The sequence below is a fragment of the Pseudotenacibaculum sp. MALMAid0570 genome (assembly GCF_040151415.1).
Classification (GTDB): domain Bacteria; phylum Bacteroidota; class Bacteroidia; order Flavobacteriales; family Flavobacteriaceae; genus Polaribacter.
In genome coordinates this window covers 1-23614 of the sequence record NZ_JBDKWF010000047.1, presented here as the reverse complement: position 1 = coordinate 23614, position 23614 = coordinate 1, and the positions used below count along the sequence as shown (strand labels likewise).

General features: G+C 32.2%; 26 protein-coding genes. 18 read left to right on the top strand and 8 right to left on the bottom strand.

Annotation, left to right across the window (positions count from 1 at the left end; all coding sequences use genetic code 11):
• On the top strand, positions 1–330 hold the full coding sequence (locus AAON49_RS06540) for a CCC motif membrane protein (protein WP_349553534.1): 330 nt from the start codon (positions 1–3) through the stop codon (positions 328–330).
• Positions 331–356: 26 nt separating this feature from the next.
• On the opposite strand, the gene AAON49_RS06535 is transcribed toward AAON49_RS06540, so the two are convergent.
• The 4 genes from AAON49_RS06535 to AAON49_RS06520 form a co-directional block, all read right to left on the bottom strand.
• The gene (locus tag AAON49_RS06535; protein WP_349553533.1) at positions 357–812 is read right to left on the bottom strand and encodes a DUF5362 family protein; all 456 of its coding nucleotides are present in this window, start codon (positions 810–812) and stop codon (positions 357–359) included.
• A 25-nt stretch (positions 813–837) separates the two neighbouring features.
• Positions 838–2076, bottom strand: coding sequence for an ornithine--oxo-acid transaminase (gene rocD, locus AAON49_RS06530; protein ID WP_349553531.1), 1239 nt, complete (start codon positions 2074–2076; stop codon positions 838–840).
• Positions 2077–2252: 176 nt separating this feature from the next.
• Entirely contained in the window at positions 2253–2636 is a 384-nt protein-coding gene (locus AAON49_RS06525; protein ID WP_349553530.1) for a DUF6768 family protein, read from the bottom strand.
• Entirely contained in the window at positions 2626–3186 is a 561-nt protein-coding gene (locus tag AAON49_RS06520) for an RNA polymerase sigma factor (RefSeq protein ID WP_349553528.1), read from the bottom strand. Before AAON49_RS06520 ends, AAON49_RS06525 begins: the two co-directional genes overlap by 11 nt.
• Before the next feature lie 134 nt (positions 3187–3320).
• On the opposite strand from AAON49_RS06520, the gene rlmD reads away from it, so the two are divergent.
• The 9 genes from rlmD to AAON49_RS06475 all read left to right on the top strand — a co-directional run bounded on the left by rlmD (position 3321) and on the right by AAON49_RS06475 (position 10239).
• Positions 3321–4775: a 23S rRNA (uracil(1939)-C(5))-methyltransferase RlmD gene (gene rlmD, locus AAON49_RS06515; protein ID WP_349553526.1), complete on the top strand. Its 1455-nt coding sequence runs from the start codon at positions 3321–3323 to the stop codon at positions 4773–4775.
• 81 nt (positions 4776–4856) lie between these two features.
• Positions 4857–5309, top strand: coding sequence for a DUF6452 family protein (locus AAON49_RS06510; protein ID WP_349553524.1), 453 nt, complete (start codon positions 4857–4859; stop codon positions 5307–5309).
• Positions 5290–5982 (top strand): DUF6048 family protein, encoded by a 693-nt coding sequence (locus tag AAON49_RS06505; RefSeq protein ID WP_349553522.1) that lies wholly within the window; start codon positions 5290–5292, stop codon positions 5980–5982. The genes AAON49_RS06510 and AAON49_RS06505 overlap by 20 nt, the downstream gene beginning before the upstream one ends.
• Before the next feature lie 59 nt (positions 5983–6041).
• A complete protein-coding gene (locus tag AAON49_RS06500; protein WP_349553520.1) occupies positions 6042–6992 on the top strand; it encodes an isopenicillin N synthase family dioxygenase in 951 nt (316 codons plus the stop codon).
• A gap of 7 nt (positions 6993–6999) precedes the next feature.
• Entirely contained in the window at positions 7000–7323 is a 324-nt protein-coding gene (locus tag AAON49_RS06495) for a translation initiation factor (RefSeq protein WP_349553518.1), read from the top strand.
• Positions 7324–7379: 56 nt separating this feature from the next.
• Positions 7380–8324, top strand: a complete 945-nt coding sequence (locus AAON49_RS06490) for a DUF1835 domain-containing protein (RefSeq protein WP_349553516.1) — start codon at positions 7380–7382, stop codon at positions 8322–8324.
• Between the two features lie 5 nt (positions 8325–8329).
• Positions 8330–9199, top strand: a complete 870-nt coding sequence (locus AAON49_RS06485; RefSeq protein WP_349553514.1) for a nucleoside phosphorylase — start codon at positions 8330–8332, stop codon at positions 9197–9199.
• Complete coding sequence (locus AAON49_RS06480; protein ID WP_349553512.1) at positions 9200–10060, top strand: substrate-binding domain-containing protein; 861 nt, start codon at positions 9200–9202, stop codon at positions 10058–10060.
• Between the two features lie 20 nt (positions 10061–10080).
• Positions 10081–10239: a hypothetical protein gene (locus AAON49_RS06475; RefSeq protein ID WP_349553510.1), complete on the top strand. Its 159-nt coding sequence runs from the start codon at positions 10081–10083 to the stop codon at positions 10237–10239.
• Between the two features lie 60 nt (positions 10240–10299).
• Here AAON49_RS06475 and AAON49_RS06470 read toward each other — a convergent pair whose 3' ends face one another.
• A complete protein-coding gene (locus AAON49_RS06470; protein WP_349553508.1) occupies positions 10300–10965 on the bottom strand; it encodes a uracil-DNA glycosylase in 666 nt (221 codons plus the stop codon).
• A gap of 128 nt (positions 10966–11093) precedes the next feature.
• On the opposite strand from AAON49_RS06470, the gene AAON49_RS06465 reads away from it, so the two are divergent.
• Together AAON49_RS06465 and AAON49_RS06460 are read left to right on the top strand one after the other, a co-directional pair.
• On the top strand, positions 11094–13298 hold the full coding sequence (locus AAON49_RS06465; RefSeq protein ID WP_349553506.1) for an endonuclease MutS2: 2205 nt from the start codon (positions 11094–11096) through the stop codon (positions 13296–13298).
• A 96-nt stretch (positions 13299–13394) separates the two neighbouring features.
• Complete coding sequence (locus tag AAON49_RS06460; RefSeq protein WP_349553504.1) at positions 13395–14543, top strand: hypothetical protein; 1149 nt, start codon at positions 13395–13397, stop codon at positions 14541–14543.
• Positions 14544–14605: 62 nt separating this feature from the next.
• Here AAON49_RS06460 and AAON49_RS06455 read toward each other — a convergent pair whose 3' ends face one another.
• Together AAON49_RS06455 and AAON49_RS06450 are read right to left on the bottom strand one after the other, a co-directional pair.
• Positions 14606–14830 carry a DUF8828 family protein gene (locus AAON49_RS06455; RefSeq protein ID WP_349553502.1) on the bottom strand — a complete coding sequence of 75 codons (225 nt, stop codon included), beginning with the start codon at positions 14828–14830 and terminating at the stop codon, positions 14606–14608.
• 5 nt (positions 14831–14835) lie between these two features.
• Positions 14836–16206 carry an MATE family efflux transporter gene (locus tag AAON49_RS06450; protein ID WP_349553501.1) on the bottom strand — a complete coding sequence of 457 codons (1371 nt, stop codon included), beginning with the start codon at positions 16204–16206 and terminating at the stop codon, positions 14836–14838.
• A gap of 118 nt (positions 16207–16324) precedes the next feature.
• Between AAON49_RS06450 and tpx the strand changes: the two genes are divergently transcribed.
• Genes tpx through ribB form a run of 6 tightly spaced genes read left to right on the top strand, consistent with a single transcriptional unit; the run spans position 16325 to position 22988 of the window.
• The gene (gene tpx / locus AAON49_RS06445) at positions 16325–16822 is read left to right on the top strand and encodes a thiol peroxidase (protein ID WP_349553499.1); all 498 of its coding nucleotides are present in this window, start codon (positions 16325–16327) and stop codon (positions 16820–16822) included.
• A 10-nt stretch (positions 16823–16832) separates the two neighbouring features.
• On the top strand, positions 16833–17213 hold the full coding sequence (locus tag AAON49_RS06440) for a diacylglycerol kinase family protein (RefSeq protein WP_349553497.1): 381 nt from the start codon (positions 16833–16835) through the stop codon (positions 17211–17213).
• A 42-nt stretch (positions 17214–17255) separates the two neighbouring features.
• On the top strand, positions 17256–19730 hold the full coding sequence (locus AAON49_RS06435) for an FtsK/SpoIIIE family DNA translocase (protein ID WP_349553496.1): 2475 nt from the start codon (positions 17256–17258) through the stop codon (positions 19728–19730).
• On the top strand, positions 19723–20388 hold the full coding sequence (gene lolA1, locus AAON49_RS06430) for an outer membrane lipoprotein periplasmic chaperone LolA1 (RefSeq protein ID WP_349553494.1): 666 nt from the start codon (positions 19723–19725) through the stop codon (positions 20386–20388). The genes AAON49_RS06435 and lolA1 overlap by 8 nt, the downstream gene beginning before the upstream one ends.
• A gap of 3 nt (positions 20389–20391) precedes the next feature.
• The gene (locus AAON49_RS06425) at positions 20392–21843 is read left to right on the top strand and encodes an LptF/LptG family permease (RefSeq protein ID WP_349553492.1); all 1452 of its coding nucleotides are present in this window, start codon (positions 20392–20394) and stop codon (positions 21841–21843) included.
• Positions 21840–22988 (top strand): 3,4-dihydroxy-2-butanone-4-phosphate synthase, encoded by a 1149-nt coding sequence (gene ribB, locus AAON49_RS06420; protein WP_349553490.1) that lies wholly within the window; start codon positions 21840–21842, stop codon positions 22986–22988. Before AAON49_RS06425 ends, ribB begins: the two co-directional genes overlap by 4 nt.
• On the opposite strand, the gene pepE is transcribed toward ribB, so the two are convergent.
• On the bottom strand, positions 22978–23614 hold a 637-nt coding region (pepE, locus tag AAON49_RS06415), incomplete at its 5' end, for a dipeptidase PepE (protein ID WP_349553488.1). The two genes, ribB and pepE, sit on opposite strands and share 11 nt — an antisense overlap.

The following is a 23614-nucleotide window of genomic DNA, read 5'->3' as shown; positions in this document are numbered from 1 at the left end:
ATGGAAAGATCTACTTTACCCAATTCAACCGCAGCCTTAGTTTTAGGGATTATATCAATCGTTACTTGTATCTGCTATGGAGTTATAGGACTACCTTTAGGTATAATTGCAGTAATACTTGGAAGTAAAGCCAAGAAAATCTACAGAGAAAACCCTGAAGTTTATAGCGGAGTTGGAAATGCTAGTGCTGGTATTATTACTGGAATTATAGGGATAATTCTGAATTTAATTTATTTATCGTTTGTTATTTGGTTAATTTCTATAATTGGATGGGATGGCTTACAAGACCCAGAATTAATACAAGAACGAATGCAAGAAATCTTTCAATAAAAAAAAGAGCCTTTCGGCTCTTTTTTTTATACTGATAATGCTGCCATAAATCCAATAAAGAATAGCAATAAGTATATGGATAAGATTATGATTGTAAGTATTCCCATAAACTTATAATGCGACTTTAGCATTTCAAAAGCATCAGTCAACTGATCTTCTTCTTCTGATTGTAATGCAGCTTTCATATTGTTAGCAAATTTGTACAGATAATAGACTGGAAAGAAATAAATAATTGCTAGGATAAGTACAACAACCATTCCAGCTATTCCTCCATCTGTTTCAAAAGTGAAGGTGTTAGAATTAGCTGCATACAACGAAAGATATTCGCCAAAAACTGCCAATAGAACCATAAGTCCAATACCAACAAATCCAACAATGGATAAAAATTTTGCCCATTTAGCTGTTTCTCTTAAAAAAGATTTTGAATGTTCATTAATTCTAAGTCCTCTTGGAGTGTTACTCCCAATATCATCTATTGCCATAAAATAAAGTTGATTCTAATTTTTATTAAAAATTTGTAATTGTTTCTTTAATAATTCGAATACAATCTCTCAATTGTTCTTCATTCATTACTAATGGAGGAGCAAAACGGATAATATTACCGTGTGTTGGTTTTGCCAACAATCCATTGTCTCTTAGTTTCATACAAATATCCCATGCAGTAGAACTATCTTCAGTATCATTAATCAAAATGGCATTCAATAAGCCTTTCCCTCTAACTAAAGTCACAAGGTCATTTGTAGAAGCAAACTCAGATAACTCACTACGAAAAATTTCTCCTAATCTATCTGCATTTTCAGCTAAAGATTCTTCTTTTACAACTTCTAAAGCTGCTATAGCTACAGCAGCAGCAATTGGATTTCCTCCAAATGTAGAACCATGATTTCCTGGTTTGATTACATTCATAATGTGATCATTTGCTAAAACAGCTGAAACAGGATAAGCTCCACCACTTAACGCTTTTCCTAAGATTAAAATATCTGGATTTACTTCTTCATGATTTACAGCCAATAATTTACCTGTTCTGGCAATACCTGTTTGTACTTCATCAGCAATGAACAAAACTCCGTGTTTCTCACATAAAGCTTTTGCAGCAGTTAAATATCCTTCTGAAGGAACGTACACTCCTGCTTCACCTTGTATGGGCTCTACCAAGAAACCAGCAACATTTTTATTATTTTCTAAAGCTTCTTCTAAGGCCTTTAAATTATCATACTCTATTTTGATAAAACCTTTGGTGAAAGGACCAAAATTCTTTCTTGCTACTGGATCATTTGAAAATGAAATAATTGTTGTTGTTCTTCCGTGAAAGTTATTTTCACAAACAATAATTTCAGCTTCATTTTCTTGTATTCCTTTTACTTCATACGCCCATTTTCTACAAAGTTTTAAAGCTGTTTCTACAGCTTCTGCTCCAGTATTCATAGGTAATAACTTATCAAAACCAAAATACTCTGTAGCAAACTTTTCATATTTCCCAAGCATATCATTATAAAATGCTCTAGAAATTAATGTTAATGTTTGTGCTTGTTGTACCATTGCTCCTACAATCTTAGGATGGCAATGCCCTTGGTTTACCGCTGAGTATGCTGAAAGGAAATCATAATATTTTTTTCCTTCTACATCCCATACATACACACCTTCTCCTCTACTCAATACTACTGGAAGTGGGTGATAGTTGTGTGCTCCATACTTGTTTTCTAAATCGATCGCTTGTTGCGAAGTCATGTGCTCTAAAACAGCCATTTTAAATTCTTTTTTAATTCATAAAATAACCATTCCTGCTCTACCTTTATTCTTTCGGAGGCTAGTTCGCTAAAACATCACGAGAGTGAAAGCGAAGCTCGAAAAAGCAGCGTGGGAGAGAAATCATCCCTGAGGGCTTGCAAATTACTAAATATTAACCGAGCAATAAAATGTATTTAAGAGATTTTACTCGACATAGAACTTAATAACAATTCTATTCTTTTGATTTCTCTAATAATTGTTTTCCTTTCAACCTGCATCCAAGCATATAATTTTAACATCGAAGATGCCATGATACAAACAATTCCTGCCAATCCCCACTGAATTAATTCGTTTGTTTCATCGGTATGTAAAAATTCTACCAAACAATAAATAAAAAGCCCAAAGAAAGCAGCTTGTATAATGGAAGTTAAGATCATCAGCCATTTGTTTTTTCCTGAGAAAATTCCCCATAACATCTGAAATACATTTTGTTCTTCTAAACTATCGTAAAACTTAGTTTCTTGTTCTGTTAATGTCTCTTTGATCAATTGATCGATTTCTTCTAAATTATTTTTCATCGTCTTTATTTTTTACAATTAATTTTAGTTTTTCTCTTGCATGAAACAATCTGGATTTTGCTGTTCCAACCGATATACCTACAATCTCAGCTATCTCTTTTAACGAATAATTTTGTAGATAAAACAATCTGATTACATATTGCTGATCTACTGTAAGAGATTGAATAGCATGTAATAACTTTAGTTTTTGTTTTTCCTTTTGAGTTGTTTCTTCATTAACACTATTTACTTGATTCTCTTTATGAAATTCATATAACTTATTTCTTTCTCTATTATTTGCCCTTATCCAATCAATAGATCTTCTATTCACCAAGCTTATTGCCCAACTCTTAAACTTTTCAGGTTCTTGAATTGTATTTATTTTTCTGATAATTGTAGACCAACATTCTTGAGCAATATCTTTAGCGACATCGGCATCCTTAACATAAAAAAATGAAAGTCTACAAAAACTAGTGTGCCATCTTTCTACAAGTAACGAGAGTGCTTTTTTATTTCCCGATTGATAACTCTCTATCAAAGCAGCATCAGATATGTTATTGTTTTTCTTCATGAAGATCTTCACCTTATAGACGGCTGTAAAAAGAAAAGGTTCATTTTTACTTAAAAATAAGAATTAATGTGAGAGCAACCTCCTCTCGCAAAATATCTTTTCCTAATTTTGCAGACCATAAATTCTAGTAGAAAATGCCAAGAAGACAACGAAATAAGTTTGTAAAAAGAGGACAGGTTTTAGAGTTAAAAATTGAAGATTATGCTTTTGGGGGGAAAGGAATTGCTAGAATTCGCTCTGAAGAAGGTGAATTTGTTGTATTTGTACCAAACACATTACCTGGACAAACTGTAAAGGCCCAAGTAAAAAAATCGAGTAAAAAATATGCCGAATGTAAATTGATGGATGTACTAGAAGCATCTCCTGACGAGATTCAAGTTCCTTATCAAGACATTCCTGGTGCACCTTATATTCAATTACCAATTGATTTACAACATCAATATAAAAAAGAAAGTACTTTATCCTTATTTGAACGTATTGGTAGAGTAGAAAATGTTGAAGATTTATTTGATGAATTTGTAACCTCTCCAAATGTGTTTCATTACAGAAACAAAATGGAATACGGTTTTTCAGCTATCGGTTATGACAGGCAAAACAAAACTGACATAGACGTGTTTACTCTTGGTTTTAAAAGACGTGGAACTTGGTGGATGGGTGATAACTTAGAGAAAGACTCGGGATTGTTTGACAAACAAGTAGAAGATAACATAAAAGTAATCAGACACTATTGCGAGAAAACAGGGTTAAATCCTTGGCACGGTCCAAAAAAGGAAGGTTTTTTCAGGTACTTTGTTGTAAGAAAATCCTACAAAACAGATGAGTTGCTATTTAATTTAGTAACTACTTCTCCTGAGTTACCAAAGTTTGATTTGGAAGCATTTTCAAACGTATTAAAAGACATCTTTAAAGAACGATTTGCGGGTTTATTGCATACTATTAATGATGAAGTTGGAGATAGAACTATAGCAACATCGGGAAGCATTACTCTTGTTTCTGGAAAAGATAAGATTGTTGAAGAATTGTTAGGGTTAAACTTTGAAATAAGCATGAAAAGTTTTTTTCAAACTAATCCAAAATCGGCAGAAAAATTATATTCAAAAGTAATTGATTATGCATTAGAAAATAGAGATGCTATAGACAATACTGTTGTTATGGATCTATTTTGCGGAACCGGCACAATAGGTCAAATTTTAGCTTCTAGAAGTGAAAATACTAAAATTATTGGTGTAGATATTGTAGCTTCAGCTATTGAAGATGCAAAAAAGAACGCAAAAAGAAATCATATTGATGGATTACAATTTTATGCTGCTGATGTAGGAAAATTCTTAAATCAACATCCTGAATATCAAAACAAAATACGTACAATTATTTTAGATCCTTCTAGAGCGGGTATTGTTCCAAAGACATTGCTGAAAATTATTCGATTGAATGCAGATCGTATTGTATATGTTTCTTGCAACCCAGCTACACAAGCTAGAGATACTCAAGAACTATATAACAATGGATATCAAATAAAAAAGATAAGTTTGGTAGATCAGTTCCCTCACACAGCACATATAGAAACTGTCGTTTTGTTTGAGAAAAGTTAACTCCGCTATTTTAACATTATATCAATAAGAATTAATTATACTAAATACTTACATTTGATGTTTTAGAATGAAACTTAATTGATGAAAAAATATCTTTACATCTTAATACTACTTACTCTTATAACTACAAGTTGTGAGAAGGATGATTTTTGTATAGATCCCGTAACTCCTAATCTAATTATTCGTTTTTACGACGCCACAAACAATTCAGACACAAAAACAGTAAGCAACCTATATGTATGGCCTGAAGGAAGAGATAGTATCATTGTTAATTCTGTAACTGATTCTATTGCCATACCACTAGATGTATTAAATACTCAAACCATTTATAATTTTTCAGATGGCACAAATCAAGATCAGATTACTATAAATTATACAGTAAATGAAGTTTTTGTTTCTAGATCCTGTGGATATAAAGCAATATTTAATGACGTTAGTTTTGGTTTAGTATCAAATAATTGGATAAATAGTTTAACAGCAACAACAATAGCAATTGAAAATGAATCAGCAGCTCATGTACAGATTTTTCATTAGTTTTTTCCTTCTTTTTTTTATTGTTGATGGCTTTTCACAACAAACAGAAGAAACTCAAAACGATTCTATCGTTTATAAAACAAATTATGGTTTTCGATTGGGAATAGATATTAGCAAACCAATTAGAGCTATGATTCAAAGCGATTACAAAGGGTTAGAATTGGTGGGAGACTATAGAATTTCAAAAAAATGGTACATCGCTTCTGAAATAGGTTTTGAAGAAAAAATAACCAAAGAAGATTATACCAACTCTACTGCTAAAGGAAGCTATATTAGATTAGGTGTTAACTATAATTCATATAAAAATTGGTTAGACATGAATAATGAAATCTTTTTAGGATTTCGTTATGGGTTTGCTACGTTTGAGCAAACTCTAAACAGCTATCAAATTAATACCGGAAATACGGTCTTTGATTCTCAAACAATTACCACTCCTGTAACTACAAATGGTTTAACAGCTCATTGGTCAGAAATTATGGTAGGAATCAAAGCAGAAGTCTTCAATAATATATTTGTTGGAATTAGTGGCTCCTATAAAGTTATGATTAATGTACAAGATCCACCAAATTTCAAAACGCATTTTGCGCCAGGGTTTAACAGAGTATATGTTAGCAATACAGGATTTGGATTTAATTATACAATCTCATATTTAATACCATTTAGTAAGAAGTAATCCTTTGTTTTTACGTTCTTTTTACTAATTTTATCTTTCCGTAAATAAATACTACTACCATGAATAAGATACCTAGCGTAAATTTATCTGACTTTTTATCTGGTGATGAGTCACGTAAACAAAAGTTTATTAATGATATTGGAAATGCCTATGAGAACATCGGTTTTGTTGCTTTAAAAGGTCATTTTTTAGATGATGAATTAGTAGAGGAATTATATAGCGAAATTAGAAAGTTCTTCGAATTACCTTTAGACGTAAAACAGAAGTATGAAATACCTGGAATTGGAGGTCAAAGAGGTTTTGTTTCTTTTGGTAAAGAAAGTGCCAAAGGTAAAAAAGAAGGAGATTTGAAGGAATTTTGGCATTTCGGACAATACGTAGAAAACGATCCTAAATTAGAAGCTGAATATCCAGACAATGTTTATGTAGAAGAACTACCAAACTTTAATGAAGTAGGAAGAAAAACTTTTAAATTGTTAGAAAAAACTGCAGTTTATGTATTACGTTCTTTAGCCCTTCATTTGGGATTGGAAGAAAATTACTTCGATCAATATATCAAAAATGGAAATAGCATATTAAGACCTATTCACTACCCTCCTATTTTACATGAGCCTGATAATGCTGTTAGAGCTGCTGCTCATGGAGATATTAATTTAATTACACTTCTAATGGGAGCTCAAGGAAAAGGCTTACAAGTTCAAAATCATAATGGAGATTGGATTGATGCTGTAGCTGAAGACGATGAGTTAATGATTAATGTTGGAGATATGCTGTCTAGGCATAGTAACAATAAATTGAAATCTACAATTCATAGAGTAACAAATCCTCCAAGAGAATTGTGGAGTACATCAAGATTTTCAATTCCATTTTTTATGCACCCAATTAGTGACATGAAGTTAGATGTTCTAGAGAGTTGCATAGATGAAAATAACCCTAAACAGTTTGATGATATTACAGCTGGTGAGTTTTTAGATGAGCGTTTAGGTGAATTGGGTCTAACCAAGAAGTAATCTAAGCATGGATTTGCAAGATCAATTAAAAAACTTATTTCCAGACCATCAATTTCAGGAAAAAACTACAGAAGAAGCTTCTAATGTATGGCTTCAAGAAGATCCCCTATTGTGTAAATATGAAAAAAGAAAAGGAAAACCCATTACAATCATCGATGGTTATAATGGAGCTACCCAAGATTTTAAAATTTTAGCCAAGGAAATTAAAACTAAGTTGAGCGTTGGTGGGAGTTTTAAAAATGATGCCATCATCATACAAGGTGATTATCGCGATAAAATCATGGATATCCTTAAAGAAAAAGGATTTTCTGTGAAACGCGTTGGTGGTTAAATGTTAAAACTAACTATTTATAAAATAATCTCAAATTAACTAACGTTCCTAACTTTATGAAACCTTCTATTTTACACATTACCAATGGAGATAGTACAACAAACTATCTTCAGGCGTTGAAGTTTGAAGGAGAATTTATTACCTGGCGAGAAATGTTGTGTGAAGGAAAAACATCTATTGATGTTGGTAGTGAATCCTTTTGGAAAACTCGATTCGATTTTTTTAAATCATCCTACAAAGTCACAAAAAAAACTTTTATCGATCTTACTCTAAAAGAGTACAGAAACCTTTGTCAAAAGAAAGACCAAAAAGAGATTGTTCTCTGGTTTGAATACGATTTGTTTTGTCAAATTAATATGATTGCAATTATTAGTTGGATTAAAAGATATCGAAAAGGAGAAAAAGTAAGCTTAGTATGTAGTGGAACTGTAAAAGGAAGTAAGAAAAAGCTAGGTTTAAGCGAATTAAACAAAGAACAAATTCAACAACATTATAAAAACAGAGTTGAATTGTCACAAGATGATATAGAATATGCAGACTATATATGGCAGCTCTATTGTTCAGACAGTCCTTTAAGACTTGAAACAGTTCACAAGTTTAATCCAATGAGCCCTTTTGTTTACTTGAGCGATGCTATAGATGTACACTTACAAAGATTTCCATCTATAGAAAACGGATTGAACGTTGTAGAAAATTATATCTTAGATATTGCTAACAAAACAAAACCAGAATCAAAAAATCAGCTAGTTGGAAATTTATTGAAGAATCAAGAAACTTTAGGTTTTGGAGATACTCAATATTTTCAAAAACTTGAAAAACTAAAAAGTTTATTCACCTCTTTTCACCCAGTTAAACTAAGTCGAAAAGGAAAAAAAGTATTAGATCATCAATTAAATTTTTATCAAAGTTTAAGAAACGAGCACACCTATTTAGGTGGTGTAAAAAAGTACAGTTACTTGTACCATAATGCTACCGATAAGTTGCTTAAAATCACTTCATAATATACATGAGTATACAAGCATCTGAACTAATTTTAAATCCAGATGGTAGCATCTATCATCTGAATTTAAAACCAGAACATATTTCCAATGATATTATTTTTGTTGGAGACCCAGATAGAGTAAATAAAGTAACCAAACATTTTGATAGTATAGAATTTACTACTCAAAAAAGAGAGTTTAAAACCACAACCGGGACCTTTAAAGGAAAAAGATTGTCTGTAATTTCAACAGGAATTGGTCCAGACAATATAGATATTGTTCTTAATGAGTTAGATGCTTTGGTAAACATCGATTTAGAAACTAGAACTATAAAAAAAGAACATACAGCGCTTAACATTGTTAGAATAGGAACTTCTGGATCTTTGCAAAAAGATGTTCCTGTAGATAGTTTCTTGATGAGTACACATGCCCTAGATATTAACGGAATGCTACGATCATACAATACAGATTCTATTGCTCATCCTAAATTAGAGGATGCTTTTGTTACTCATACAAACTGGAATTCAAAGAAAACATATCCATTAATTGTCTCAAATAGTCAAATATTAGAAGATAAGATAGATTCTGAAATTGTTTTTAAAGGTATGACAGCTACTGCTGGTGGTTTTTACGGGCCTCAAGGAAGAGTTTTACGACTTTCTATTCAAGATCCAAATCTCAACAACAAAATTGATTCTTTTAACTATAAAGGAGTAAGAGTTACCAATCTTGAAATGGAAACCTCAGCTATTTATGGATTGTCTAAACTCTTAGGACATCATGCCTGCTCTATGAATGCAATTATAGCCAATAGAGCTTTAGGTGAGTTTAGTTCAAATCCAGGAAAGGTAGTAGCTGACTTAATTCTTTATACGCTTAATAAGATTGTTGAGTAAATGGTTCATTTAAAAATTGGTGGTGTTCCAGAACATTTCAATTATCCTTGGTATCTCACACTAAAAAACAAAGAATACACTAAACTTCAAGTTAATCTACGTTGGAAAGATTTTCCTGGCGGAACTGGTGATATGTGTAAGGCATTACGAAATGGAGACGTAGACATTGCCATTGTTCTTACAGAAGGAATTATAAAAGATATTATTGATGGTAATCCATCAAAAATTCTACAAACCTATGTAGAATCGCCATTAATTTGGGGAATTCATGTCAATGCAGAATCCCATATCAATACAATTAACGATTTAAAAGGAAAAAGAATTGCTATTAGTAGATATGGTTCAGGTTCTCATTTAATGGCCATTGTGAATGCTCATAACCAAGGTTGGAATATTAACGAGTTAGATTTTAAAATTGTAAAAAGTTTAGAAGGCGGAATTGCTGCATTACAAAACAATGAAGCTGATTATTTTCTGTGGGAACATTTTACCACAAAGCCCTATGTAGATCAGGGTATTTTTAAAAGAATTGGTAACTGCCCTACTCCTTGGCCTTGCTTTGTAATTGCAGTTAGAAATGAAATTTTAGAAAAATATCCAGAACAAATTAAAAATATTTTAAATATTATTAATTCTCAGAATAGGAAATTTAAATCAATTTCAGGAATAGAAGATGTTCTTTCTAAGCGATATGAACAAAAAATTGACGATATCCAAAAATGGCTTTCTATTACCGAATGGAATTCTGGAAATCCCATTACTGCTGATTTTATTTCAGATGTACAAAATAAATTGATAGAGTTCAACGTTATCAAAGCAAAGAAAAGTGCAAATGAGTTTATAAAAAATGTGTACATTTAACGCATCAAATGAAGAGATCAATGAAAAGAATCGTATTTATTGCAATTTGTGTTTTAGGCTTGTTAAGTTTTTCTTCTTGTAGAAGTACGTCAGATCCTTGTGGTTTGGCAGACAACTCAACAAATCAAACTGAACAATTACAGTCACCTGCTAAGTCTACTGCAACCGATTTAGTTTAGGAACTGTTCTTTTTTCAAATTCAATAAATCCGCTTTTTTAGGCGGATTTTTTTGTTTCTTCTACCATTCAATAAAAGGTCTACCACTTTTCTCTAATAATTCATTTGCTTTTGAAAAATGTTTATTTCCAAACCAATACCCTCTGTTTGCACTTAAAGGTGAAGGGTGTCCGGAAGTTAAGATATGATGTTTATTCTTATCAATCTTAGCTCCTTTTTTCTTAGCAAATCCACCCCAGAGTAAGAAAATAACATTTTCCTTTTGTTCTGATATTTGCTGAATTACAGCATCTGTAAATTCTTCCCATCCTTTTCTTTGATGACTTCCGGCTTGATGCGCTCTTACCGTTAGAGTAGCATTTAACAACAATACTCCTTGATTTGCCCATGCTGAAAGATCTCCAGAAGTTGGATATGTTTTTCCGATATCAGTTTCTAGTTCTTTAAAAATATTGATTAGCGAAGGTGGATGCGGAATTCCATCATGTACAGAAAAGCAAAGTCCGTTAGCTTGATTAGGCCCGTGGTAAGGATCTTGTCCAATAATAACAACTTTTAAATCATCAAAGGAACAATAATCAAAAGCAGCAAAAATATTTGATCCTTTAGGAAAACATTGTGCTGTCTGGTATTCAGATCTTACAAACTGAATTAAATTTTGAAAGTATTCTTTTTCAAATTCATGTCGTAAGATATTTTTCCAGCTTTCCTCTATTTTAACATCCATTCTTTGCTATTTTTGCTATCAAATTTAATGTCTCGTCGAGCGCAGTCTAGAGGTGAATTAAAAATAAATTCGTAGTTCTTGACTGCGCTCGAACTGACAACAATTGTTTGTCGACCAAAAATACATATTTGAAAACACATATTTCTGAGAAAGTATTGCAAGATTTAGAATTTACAACCGTTTTACAGCAGGTTGCAGAATTCTGTATCTCAGAATTAGGTAAAGAGCAAACACTAACTATTGTTCCTTTTACAAGCAAAAAAAATCTTCTTAGAGAACTTAATTTTGTAAACGAGTACCTTTCTTCTTTTGAAAGCGAGAATAGAGTTCCTAATCATGGTTTTGAAGATATCTATGAGCAAATTAAAAGATTGTCTATAGAAAACAGCTATTTAGAGCCTAAGAGTTTTCTCACCATAGCCACAACAACAGAAACTATTGGTTCGCTGAAGAAATTCTTTAAAAAATTTCAAACCTATTTTCCAACCTTACATGACCTTAGTGAGGAAATTGATTTCATAAAGGAAATCGTTGATGAAATTAAAAAAGTGATTACTAATTATGGTGAACTTCTTGATAGTGCTTCTCCTACCCTAAAAAGCATTCGGAAAGAAAAAACTATGCTTCAAGGTAAAATAGGTCAGAGTTTTACTTCAGCATTAGCTAGAGCCAAATCTTCAGGGTATTTAGACGATATTAGAGAAACAGTAATAGACAATCAACGTGTCTTAGCTGTATTAGCTATGCATCGTAAAAAAGTAAAAGGAAGTTTGTTAGGTTCTTCTAAGTCAGGTAATATTGTATATATAGCACCACAAGCAACATTAGCTCATCACCGAGAATTCCAAAATTTAATCTTTGAAGAAAAGCAAGAGGTTATTAGAATTCTTAGAGAGCTAAGTGAAAAAATAAGACCTTATACACCACTTTTAGAATCGTATTTAAAGTATTTAACCCATTTAGATGTTATAGCCGCAAAGGCTAATTATGCAAACGACATTCAGGCTATTTTACCGACTATCAGTACAACTAAGAATATCTTCTTCAAGAATGCCTATCATCCTATACTTTGGATAAAGAATAAGGAACAAAAAATAGAAACTATTCCTCAAACTATTCAGTTGAATGAAAAACAGCAAATTATTGTTATTTCAGGACCCAATGCTGGAGGAAAAAGTATCACGCTAAAAACAATTGGGTTACTTCAAGTGATGCTTCAAAGCGGTTTGCTTATTCCTGTTGATGAGAAAAGTGAAACATACATTTTTAATACAATACTTACAGATATTGGAGACAATCAATCTATTGAAAATCAATTAAGTACATATAGCTACCGCCTTAAGAATATGCGCTACTTCTTACGCAAATGTAACGATAGTACTTTATTTTTAATTGATGAATTTGGAACTGGTAGTGATCCTGAATTAGGAGGTGCATTGGCTGAAATCTTTCTAGAAGAATTCTACGAGAAAAAATCTTTTGGAATTATCACCACTCACTATGCAAATCTTAAAGTATTAGCTAATGAGTTAGATAATGTAACCAATGCAAACATGCAGTTTAATGAACGTACTCTAGAACCTATGTATAAATTGTACATTGGACAAGCAGGAAGTTCATTCACCTTTGAAGTAGCACAGAAAAACGGAATTCCGTTTAGTTTGATTAATAAAGCTAAGAAACGTGTAGAGAGTGAGAAAATTCGTTTAGACAGAACCATTTCTAAACTTCAAAAAGAACGCAATCGATTGCAAAAAACTTCAGACAACTTAGAAAAGCAACAAACCAAAGAACAAGAACAGTTAGAAAGTCTACAAGAAAAAGAGCAAAAGATTCGTGAAAAACTAGAAGGCTTTCAAGAACTATACGATAGCAATCAGCGAATGTTAACTCTAGGAAGAAAAACCAATGAGTTTTTAAATAAATATTTTCAAACCAATAACAAGAAAGAACTTACTGCAAATTTCTTAAAATGGGTTGCCGCTGAAAAAACCAAGCATTTAAAAAAGAATCCGTCTAAACCAAAAACAAAGGCGCAGAAAAAAGTACTCAAAGAGAAAGAAGTAAAGAGAAAGGAAACTATCAAAAAAGTAGAAAAAGAAGTACTGAAAAAAGTTGTAGAAGTACGAAAAGAGAAGAAAAAAGAAGCTCAAAAAATTGCCAAAGAAAAAGCCGCTTATATTTTTAAAGTGAATGACAGAGTTCGTTTATTAGATGGAAATGCGGTAGGAACCATAGAAAAAATTGAAAAAAAGAAAGCCTTTATCAATTACGGTCTTTTTACTACAGAAACCAGTGTTAGCAAGCTAGAACTAGTTGAAAAGGGGAAGTAATCTCTTCTAAGTCAGTTAGTAATTCTTCATCATCAAAGTAGGGTAAAATCAAAATCGCTTGTTTACATAGCATATTAACATTTAATATCTATGATAATGAAAACACCCTTAATAAACAAAGCACTAATAGCTTGTTTTATTTTCGCCTTGTCAACTTTATTCATCTCTTGTGATGCAAATAATGACACAACTCCACCAAATGTAAATAGAAGTTTTAAAGCCTCTGCAAGTAGTATTGTAACACAAAATGCTACAACAAACAATCCTAATGATCTTGATCATATAGATGACTTAATTGATGATTTTGATTGCTTTGAACTTGTATTTCCATTAGATGTTACAGATGGAACAAATACCACAACAGTAAACAACTTTGATGAGCTATATAATTTCTATGAAAATTTAACTGCCAACGCTCAACCAGATTTCATATATCCTATTCAAATCGAACTTGAAGACGGATCACAGCAGACAATAAACAGTCAAGCAGAACTAGAAGCTGCCTTTATCAATTGTATCGGAAACGCTATTCAAGAGTGTTTTACATTTAATTTCCCAATCACAGTAACTGACGGAAATGGAAACAATACGGTTGTAAATAACGAAGGTGAATTGATAACTTATTTTTATAATATAGGACCTAATGACGAGCCGGATTTTGTGTACCCAATTTCAGTAACCAAAACATCAGATAATTCTGTAGTTACAATCAATAATGATGAAGACTTTGATGATTTATATGAAGATTGTTATGGTATAGAAGATTGTGGCGATTTTGATGAGTTTGATTGTTTTACTTTCCAATATCCAATTACTGCAACTTCCGCTGCCAATGGATCAGTAACAATTAATTCTGATGAAGATCTTGACAATTATTTTGATAGTTTAGGTGACAATGAAGAGCCACAATTTAATTTTCCACTTACCATTGTTTTTGATGACGGAACCGAAAAACAAATCAATACTTTAGAAGAATTAGAAGACGAATTTTATGAGTGCTATGATGATGAAATAGAAATTGAAGATTGCTTTACTTTCAATTATCCATTAACACTTGTTAAAGAAGACAATACCACTGTAACTGTAAACAGTGACGACGAATTTGAAAGTTTCATCGACGGATTAACCAATGATGAAGAGTTCAACTTTCAATACCCCTTTAGTGTAACACTAGAAAACGGACAAACACAAACGATCAATAACGAAGATGAGTTTTTCGAATTGTTCGACTCTTGCGATAATTAGTTTGAACGGGGAAATGCTACGTGCATTCATTAGACCTTGGATTTTTTCCAAGGTCTTTTTTTTTATTCGTACTCTCCTACTTGTTCATCATAAAAATTTCCGGCTTCTTCTATTAATGAAGATACTTCATTAGCAAGCTCTTGCTCATTTTCTCCAGAAAGATCTTCAAAAAACTCAACAGAATCATCCTTTAAATTAATTAACAACCTAGGATATTCTGTATGTAACACAAATATATCTTCTGGATAATTGCTATTATCAGCTAATAAGAATTTAGGTAAATTCATGATGTTTAGTTTTTGATAAGTTTTAAAGTTAAATAATTAAATCGAACATAAAGTAAAATAGCAGCTGTAGAAAGTCCGGCTAGTAAACCTAACCAAATTCCATAACTTCCATACATATCTTCTTTACCTAAGAAATAACTGATAGGGAATCCAACGGCCCAATATGCGATAAAAGTAATTAGAGTTGGTATTTTCACATCTTGCAAACCTCTTAAAGCTCCTAAAACCATTACTTGTATGCTGTCGCTAATTTGAAATATCGCAGCAGCCAATAACAATTGAGTGGCAATTGATATTACCTCAATATTATCTGCAAAATTAGCAGCATCATTAAGATCTACATATAGTTTCGGTAACTGATGTCGGAAAATTAAAAAGATCAATCCGAAGAAAACTGCTAGAATAAAACCTAATAAAAAGATTGAAAAAGCTATTCTTCTTAATTCTCTAAAATTCTGTAAGCCCTTCTGATTTCCAACTCTAATCATAGATGCTACACTTAATCCCATAGCAATCATAAAAGTCATCGATGATAAATTCAATGCTATTTGGTTTGCAGCTTGAGGATTTTTCCCTAGTAACCCACTCAACCAAATCGCTGCTGTAAAAATGGCAACTTCAAAAAACATTTGCATAGAGCTAGGTGTTCCTAAACTGATAATCTTACGAATCATTAACTTATCTAGCACAAATACTTTTAGATTAGAAACAAAGGCTTTAGATTTTTCCTTCTTTAACAATAAAATCCATACATAAGCAACCATGATAAAGCGTGAAGCTAAGGTACCATAAGCAGCTCCAATGATTCCTAATTTCGGAAATCCGAAATGGCCAAATATTAGCACGTAATTCAATCCTATATTTACAATATTTGCCAATAGTGTAGCATACATAGGATATCTAGTCATAGAAAGTCCATCACTAAATTGTTTGAATGCCTGAAAAACTATTAATGGAATTAATGAAAAAGCAACTAAATCTAAATAAGGTTCAGCTAAAACAACAACCTCTTCAGGCTGTTTCATGAAATACAATAAAGGTTTCGCAAAATAAACTCCTAAAAAGAGAAAACTTCCAAGTAAAAAACACAATACCAATCCATTTTTGAATACAGACTTTGCTTGTGCACCATTTTGAGCACTATCAGCTTCAGCAGTTAAAGGTGTAATTGCTGTAGAGAAGCCAATTCCTAAAGACATAGCAATAAACATAAAACTATTCCCCAAAGAAACTGCCGCTAACTCAGCCGTCCCTAACTGTCCAACCATGATGTTATCTACAAAACTTACAAAAGTATGACCTAGCATCCCTAACATTACAGGAGCTGCTAGTTTCCAATTGTATTTAAATTCTTTTGTGTAGTTTGAGAGTGTCATGATTAACTAAAAACCAATTGCGAAGATATTGAGAATAATTGAGGTAATAATTAACAAAAATCAAACATATTTTATAGATTTATACTATTAATTTTAACCCTAATAAAATATATAAATAATGGCTTCAATAACTCTAGGAGGAACTCCAACAAATACTATAGGCGAACTGCCAGCAATCGGATCAAAAGCACCTGATTTTAAGATGTCTGTATCAGATTTATCTTCAAAATCTTTAGCGGATTTTTCAGGATCTAATTTAATCTTAAATATTTTTCCGAGCGTTGACACAGGTGTATGTGCAACATCTGTGAGAACTTTCAATAAATCCGCAGCTAGCTTAGATAATACTAAGGTATTGTGTATTTCAAGAGATCTTCCGTTTGCTCAAGCGCGTTTTTGTGGTGCAGAGGGTATTGAAAATGTTGTGATGTTGTCTGATTTTATAGACGGTAGTTTTGGAAAAGATTATGGTGTTGAAATTATTGATGGTGCTTTTAACAGTTTACACTCTAGAGCTATTGTTGTTATCAACTCAAACGGGGAAGTTGTATATACAGAACAAGTTCCTGAAGTTGGACAAGAACCTAATTATGATAAAGCTTTAGCAGCAATTTAACCGATAGTTATTGAAAAACTCGAAAGACAATTTCTTAATAGAAAGATTGAAGAGCATTAAATTCTCTTTAAAGGGAATTTGGTTACTTATAACAACTGAGAGCAGTATAAAAATACAAGTTGTCATTGCTTTACTAGCAATAATTGCAGGATTTTACTTTAAGATTTCTGCTGTTGAATGGTTGATTCAGATTATGGTTATTGGATTGGTCTTAGTTGCAGAATCTTTAAATACTGGTATCGAAAAATTATCAGATTTTGTTCATCCAGACTATCATAAAAAGATAGGTTTTATTAAAGATGTATCAGCAGGAGCAGCTGGCATTGCAGCCATCATTTCTTTAATCATTGCAGGAATTATATACTTCCCAAAAATTGCCTCACTATTCTAAGTAAATACTTATATTTACCCATTAATCATTCTACCATTCTTTATGGCAAAAAAGACCAAAAAAACGAGCAAGAACAGTTCAAAAATAAAAAAACCTAATCCAATTATCACTTTTTTTAAAAGTAGACAAACACAAACAGTTATTGGTTCTTTTTTAATCTTGTTCTCTTTATTTCTTTTGGTTGCTTTTGTTTCTTTTTTCTTTAGTTGGAAAGAAGATCAGAGTGTTGTTTCAGAATTTACTAACAAAGCTATTCATACCAATAACCTTTTAGGTAAAGTAGGTGCTTCTTTAAGTCATTTCTTTATATACAAAGGTTTTGGACTAGGAGCTTTTGCAATCCCATACTTGCTTACTATTTCAGGTCTTTTTTGGTTGTTTAGAACTCGACTTTCAAAAGTTATTATCTCTTGGAATTGGGGTTTGTTAGGTATGCTATGGATTTCTGTAACCTTCGGTTTCTTTAGCAAAACATCAACAAATCTATCAGGAACCATAGGGTTTGAGGTTAATGATTACTTACAAGCTTTCTTAGGAAAAACTGGTTTAGGACTCATCCTTTTGTTTCTGTTCTTGGCTTATTTAACCATTAGATTTAGAGTAACTCCAGAGGCAATTATCAAAAAATTCCGTTCGCAAAAAGCTTCTGAAGCTACTACTGACGAAATTTTAGAAACAAAATCAGAAGAAGATCAAATTTCTGAAGAAATAGTTTTAGAGGAAAAAATAGAAGAAGAAATCAATGACAAATCTGAGTTTGAATTATCTGTAGAAAATTTACAACCTACAATTCAGAATCATTCGGAAGTATCAACAACAAAAGAGGAAGAAGATATAGTTCATGAAGGGCATGATATAGATTTAGAACCTGTATTAAAATCAGAAACCCAAGAAAAACCTAAAGAAGAAACTAAAACAAATGTAGAAGAAGTTCAAATAGATGTAGAAGAAGTAGCTGAAGAACAACATGTAAAAGAAAACCTCTCTGAAAAATTGGTCAAAGATTTTGGCGAATTTGACCCTACCTTAGAACTTGGAAACTATAAGTTTCCTACATTAAACTTACTAAAAGAATATAATGAGAGTATCTCTATAGATCCAGATGAACTGGAACTAAACAAAAACAGAATTGTAAATACTCTCAAGAATTATAAAATTGGAATTGCTCAAATAAAGGCGACTGTTGGACCTACAATTACTTTGTATGAGATTGTCCCAGAAGCCGGAATTCGTATTTCAAAAATTAAAAATCTAGAAGATGATATTGCACTTTCTTTATCTGCATTAGGAATTCGTATCATTGCTCCTATTCCTGGAAAAGGAACCATTGGTATTGAAGTTCCAAATAAAAAATCTACCATCGTTTCTATGCATTCTGTAATTTCTTCGAAGAAATTCCAAGAATCTACGATGGAATTACCTATTGCTCTTGGAAAAACAATTTCCAATGAAACATTTACTGTAGACTTGGCAAAAATGCCACACTTACTAATGGCAGGTGCTACAGGTCAAGGAAAATCTGTAGGTTTAAACGCTGTGCTAACATCGCTCTTATATCGTAAACATCCTGCAGAAGTAAAATTCGTTTTGGTGGATCCTAAAAAAGTAGAATTGACCTTATTTAATAAAATAGAGCGTCATTATTTAGCTAAATTACCGGATACAGAAGATGCAATTATTACTGATACAACTAAAGTAATTAATACATTAAATTCTCTTTGTATTGAAATGGACAATAGGTACGATTTGCTTAAAACAGCAATGGTTCGTAACATTAAAGAGTATAACGTAAAATTTAAAGCTAGAAAATTAAATCCTGAAAATGGACATCGTTTCTTACCTTATATCGTTTTGGTAATTGATGAATTTGCTGATCTTATCATGACTGCCGGCAAAGAAGTAGAAACTCCTATTGCACGTTTGGCTCAATTAGCAAGAGCAATTGGAATTCATTTGATAGTTGCCACTCAAAGACCTTCTGTAAATGTAATTACTGGTATTATCAAAGCCAATTTCCCATCAAGGGTAGCGTTTAGAGTAACTTCAAAAATAGATTCGAGAACTATTTTAGATGCTCCTGGTGCAGATCAATTGATAGGTCGTGGAGATTTATTGTATTCCGGAGGAAATGAAATTACTCGTATTCAGTGTGCCTTTGTAGATACTCCTGAAGTTGAAAAAATCACCGATTTTATTGGATCGCAAAGAGCGTATTCTGAAGCATATCAATTGCCAGAGTATGTTGGTGAAGAAGGTGGCACAAATCTTGATATCGACATCGCAGATAGAGATAAATTATTTAAAGAAGCAGCTGAAGTTATTGTTACCGCACAACAAGGTTCTGCCTCTTTATTACAAAGAAAATTAAAACTCGGTTATAATAGAGCTGGTCGCTTAATAGATCAACTAGAGGCAGCTGGAATTGTTGGACCGTTTGAAGGCAGTAAAGCTAGACAAGTATTAGTGCCAGATTTAATTGCTTTAGAACAGTTATTAGAAAATGAAAGAAATGGATAGAATGAAAAGAGTTTTTACGTTATTATTAGCAATTTGTTACAGTAGTATTGTTTTTTCTCAGGATGGAGATCAAGCAAAAAAATTGCTAGATGAAGTTTCCAACAAAATGGGTGCTTACACAAATATGCAAATCGACTTTAGCACATCACTTATTAACAAGGATGCTGGAATTAATGAAAATGATGAACCTCCAATTAATGGTAAAATCACTTTACAAGGAGAAAAATACAATTTAGACTACCTTGGTAATACCTTTATTTTTGATGGAAAGATACTATATGTAATTAATCATGATGATAAAGAAGTTACAGTTAATGAAGATGATTTAACTGAAGATGATGGTTTTATTTACCCTTCAAAATTATTAACCTTCTACAAAGAAGGTTACAATTACAGCATAGGTAAATTAGAAAATATGAGTGGTAGAAAAATTCAGTTTGTAGAACTTACCCCAATCGATAGCAATTCTGAGATTGTTAAAGTTCAATTAGGAATTGATGCTAAAACAAAACACATCTATCAGTTAATTCAAACTGGAGAAAATGGTGCGGAAACTACCTTAACTATTAATCGATTAAAGAGCAATCAAAAAATATCTGAACTAACTTTTCAATTTGATAAAGACAAGTACGAAAAATTAGACTACTTGATAGACTAAAGAATGAAAGTAATAGATAGGTACATACTTAAATCTTTTTTAATACCATTCTTAGCAACATTCTTTATTGTCTTGTTTGTATTGGTAATGCAATTTCTATGGCTTGCATTTGAAAGTATTGCAGGAAAAGGAATTAGCATATTCTTTATTTTAAAGTTTTTATACTATACCTCATTGGTGGTATCAGCTCAAGCCTTACCCATAGCAGTACTACTATCCTCTATTATGGCTTTAGGAAACTTATCAGAAAACTATGAGTTTGCTGCGGCCAAATCTGCCGGTATTTCATTGGTGCGATTTTTAAGGCCTCTAATTGCTTTTACTTTTATCATTAGTATTTTTAATTTTTTCTTACTCAATAATGTGTTGCCTTACGCTACTTTAAAACAAAAGAACTTAACAATTAATATTCGTAAGAAAAAGCCAGCATTAGCTCTTGTTCCTGGGAGTTTTAATACTGAAATTCCTCATTATCAAATAAAGTTTGATGAAAAATATGGTAAGGAAAAAAACTTTCTGAAAAAAGTGCTTATTTATGATTTATCATCTGGTAAAGGAAACAAAAAAGTAATTACTGCCGAAACTGGAAAAATCATCACTGAAGAAGGAAGCAAATATATGACACTTGTTTTGTATGATGGATATTATTACGAAGAGCATACCAAAAAGGTAACACGGGCAAATGAAATTAATAAAATGCCTGCCTCAAGTGCTAATTTTAAAGAGTATTCATTCAATATAGATATTTCCTCTTTTTCTGATGACGACTTAGAACAAGAGAAATTCAAAAACAGTTTTAATATGTTAAGTCTTGGTCAATTAAATGATACAATTCCAATCATGAAGGTTGACTATGATGAGTATGTAGATTCGAGATCAAGAACAATTTATAGAAAAGTAAATGCCAACAAACTATACAACTCACAAGATTCTATTGTAAAGTATAAATTAGAAAAAGAGACCTTAGATAACTTTAACAATATTGGAAAACTAAGTATTCTTAGCGGAGCAATTAGCTCTGCAAAAGCATCTATAAATAATGCAGAAAGCTATAACAAAGCCATGAAAGTAAAACGAAAACGGCTTAATCTATATGATGTTGAGTTTCATAACAGAATTGCCTTTTCGCTTTCATGTTTGATCTTATTTTTTATTGGAGCTCCTTTAGGTTCTATTATAAGAAAAGGAGGTTTTGGGCTACCGATGATTTTAGCCATAAGCATTTATGTAATTTACTTTTTCGCAAATACCTTTGGTAGAAACCTTGCTGAAGAAAGCTCTATAACTGCAATACAAGGAGCTTGGGTTTCTAGTGTTATTATGATTCCTTTTGCTTTTTTCTTAACAAGAAGAGCCTCAAAAGGTATGGGGTTATTTAATATTGATGTATTTTTGCAACCAATTACTAAAATCTTTAAAAAGAAAGATTCTAACGATATAGATACTCAAGAATGATATCAACAAATACAGAACAAGCATTGATTCAACTAAACACTATTCAAGAAGCCATTCAAGACATCAAGGATGGAAAAGTAATTATTGTTGTAGATGATGAGAATAGAGAAAATGAAGGTGATTTTGTTGCTGCTGCCGAAATGGTAACTCCAGATATGATCAACTTTATGGCTACTCATGGTCGCGGACTTATTTGTACTCCCTTAACAGAGAATCGTTGTAAAGAGCTAGAATTAGGAATGATGGTAAATAACAATACCGATCCTATGGAAACTGCCTTTACTATTTCTGTTGATTTACGTGGAAAAGGAGTTACAACAGGTATCTCTGCTTCTGACAGAGCGAAAACTGTACAAGCTCTTTTAGATGATGCTACCAAACCTTTTGATTTAGCTAGACCTGGACATATTTTTCCTTTAAAAGCGAAAGAAGGCGGTGTTTTGAGAAGAACTGGTCATACAGAAGCAGCTATTGACTTTGCAAGACTTGCAGGTTTAAAACCTGGAGGTGTAATTGTTGAGATCATGAATGAAGATGGTACCATGGCTCGTTTACCACAGTTGATGGAAGTTGCCAAAAAATTTGATATCAAAATCGTTTCTATTGAAGATTTGGTTGCCTACAGAATGGAACACGATTCGTTGATTGAGAAAAAAGAAGATTTTACAATTCAAACTAGATTTGGAGAATTTCGATTAAGAGCTTATCAACAAACCACAAACAACCAAGTACATTTAGCACTTACTAAAGGTGATTGGAATGCAGATGAACCTGTATTAACGAGAGTAAACTCAACGTTGGTAAACAATGATATTTTAGGAACATTAACCAACAATGCAGATAAGAAGTTAGATAAAATGTTTAAAGCCATTAACGAAGAAGAAAAAGGCGCTATTTTATTTATCAATCAACAAAATCAATCTCAAAACTTACTAAATAGATTAGGAATCTTAAAAGAAAGTCAGTCTAATGGAGAACTAAAAGCTCCTAGGATTGCAATGGACAACAAAGATTTTGGGATTGGAGCTCAAATGCTGCATGATATCAACATTAGCAAAATTCGTTTGATGACTAATACACAACAAACCAGACGTGTTGGAATGATTGGTTATGGATTAGAAATTGTTGACTACGTTACTTACTAGTTAAATAATTAAGTAAACTACTTTTTGGTGCTATTTCTTCAGGGTTTTTTCCTTGACGGAACAATCTTGCTGTTAATTCACCTTTTAATTGAATCTCCTCTCCTATTACTTCCAACCAACTTCCTTCTCGCAAACCAAGAACTGGCGTTGAATTAAATACATGAAACTCTTTAATTCTTGTTTCTCTAGTTTCGCCCATGTGCGTTGAGTTTGTATCTGGATCTAAATAATGTGCATTAATGTTAAACGGAATCATAGCAAGAGTATCAAAGCTAGGCGGATACACGATAGGCATATCATTGGTGTTCATCATAGTAACTCCACAAATATTGCTTCCAGCACTGGTTCCTAAATACGGAGTTCCATTGTTCAACACATTCTGTAAAGCATCCACAAGTTCGTTTTTGTACAATTGATTGACTAGCTCAAAGGTATTTCCTCCTCCAGTAAAAATCCCTTTAGCTTCTTTTACTGCATCTATTGGGTTTTTAAACTCATGAATTCCTTTCACTGTAATATCAATCTTAGAAAAGGCTTTTTTGGCAATCTCGGTATAGTTATCATATGAAATTCCACTAGGTCTGGCATAAGGAATGAATAATAATTCACCAACTCCTTTAAAAAAT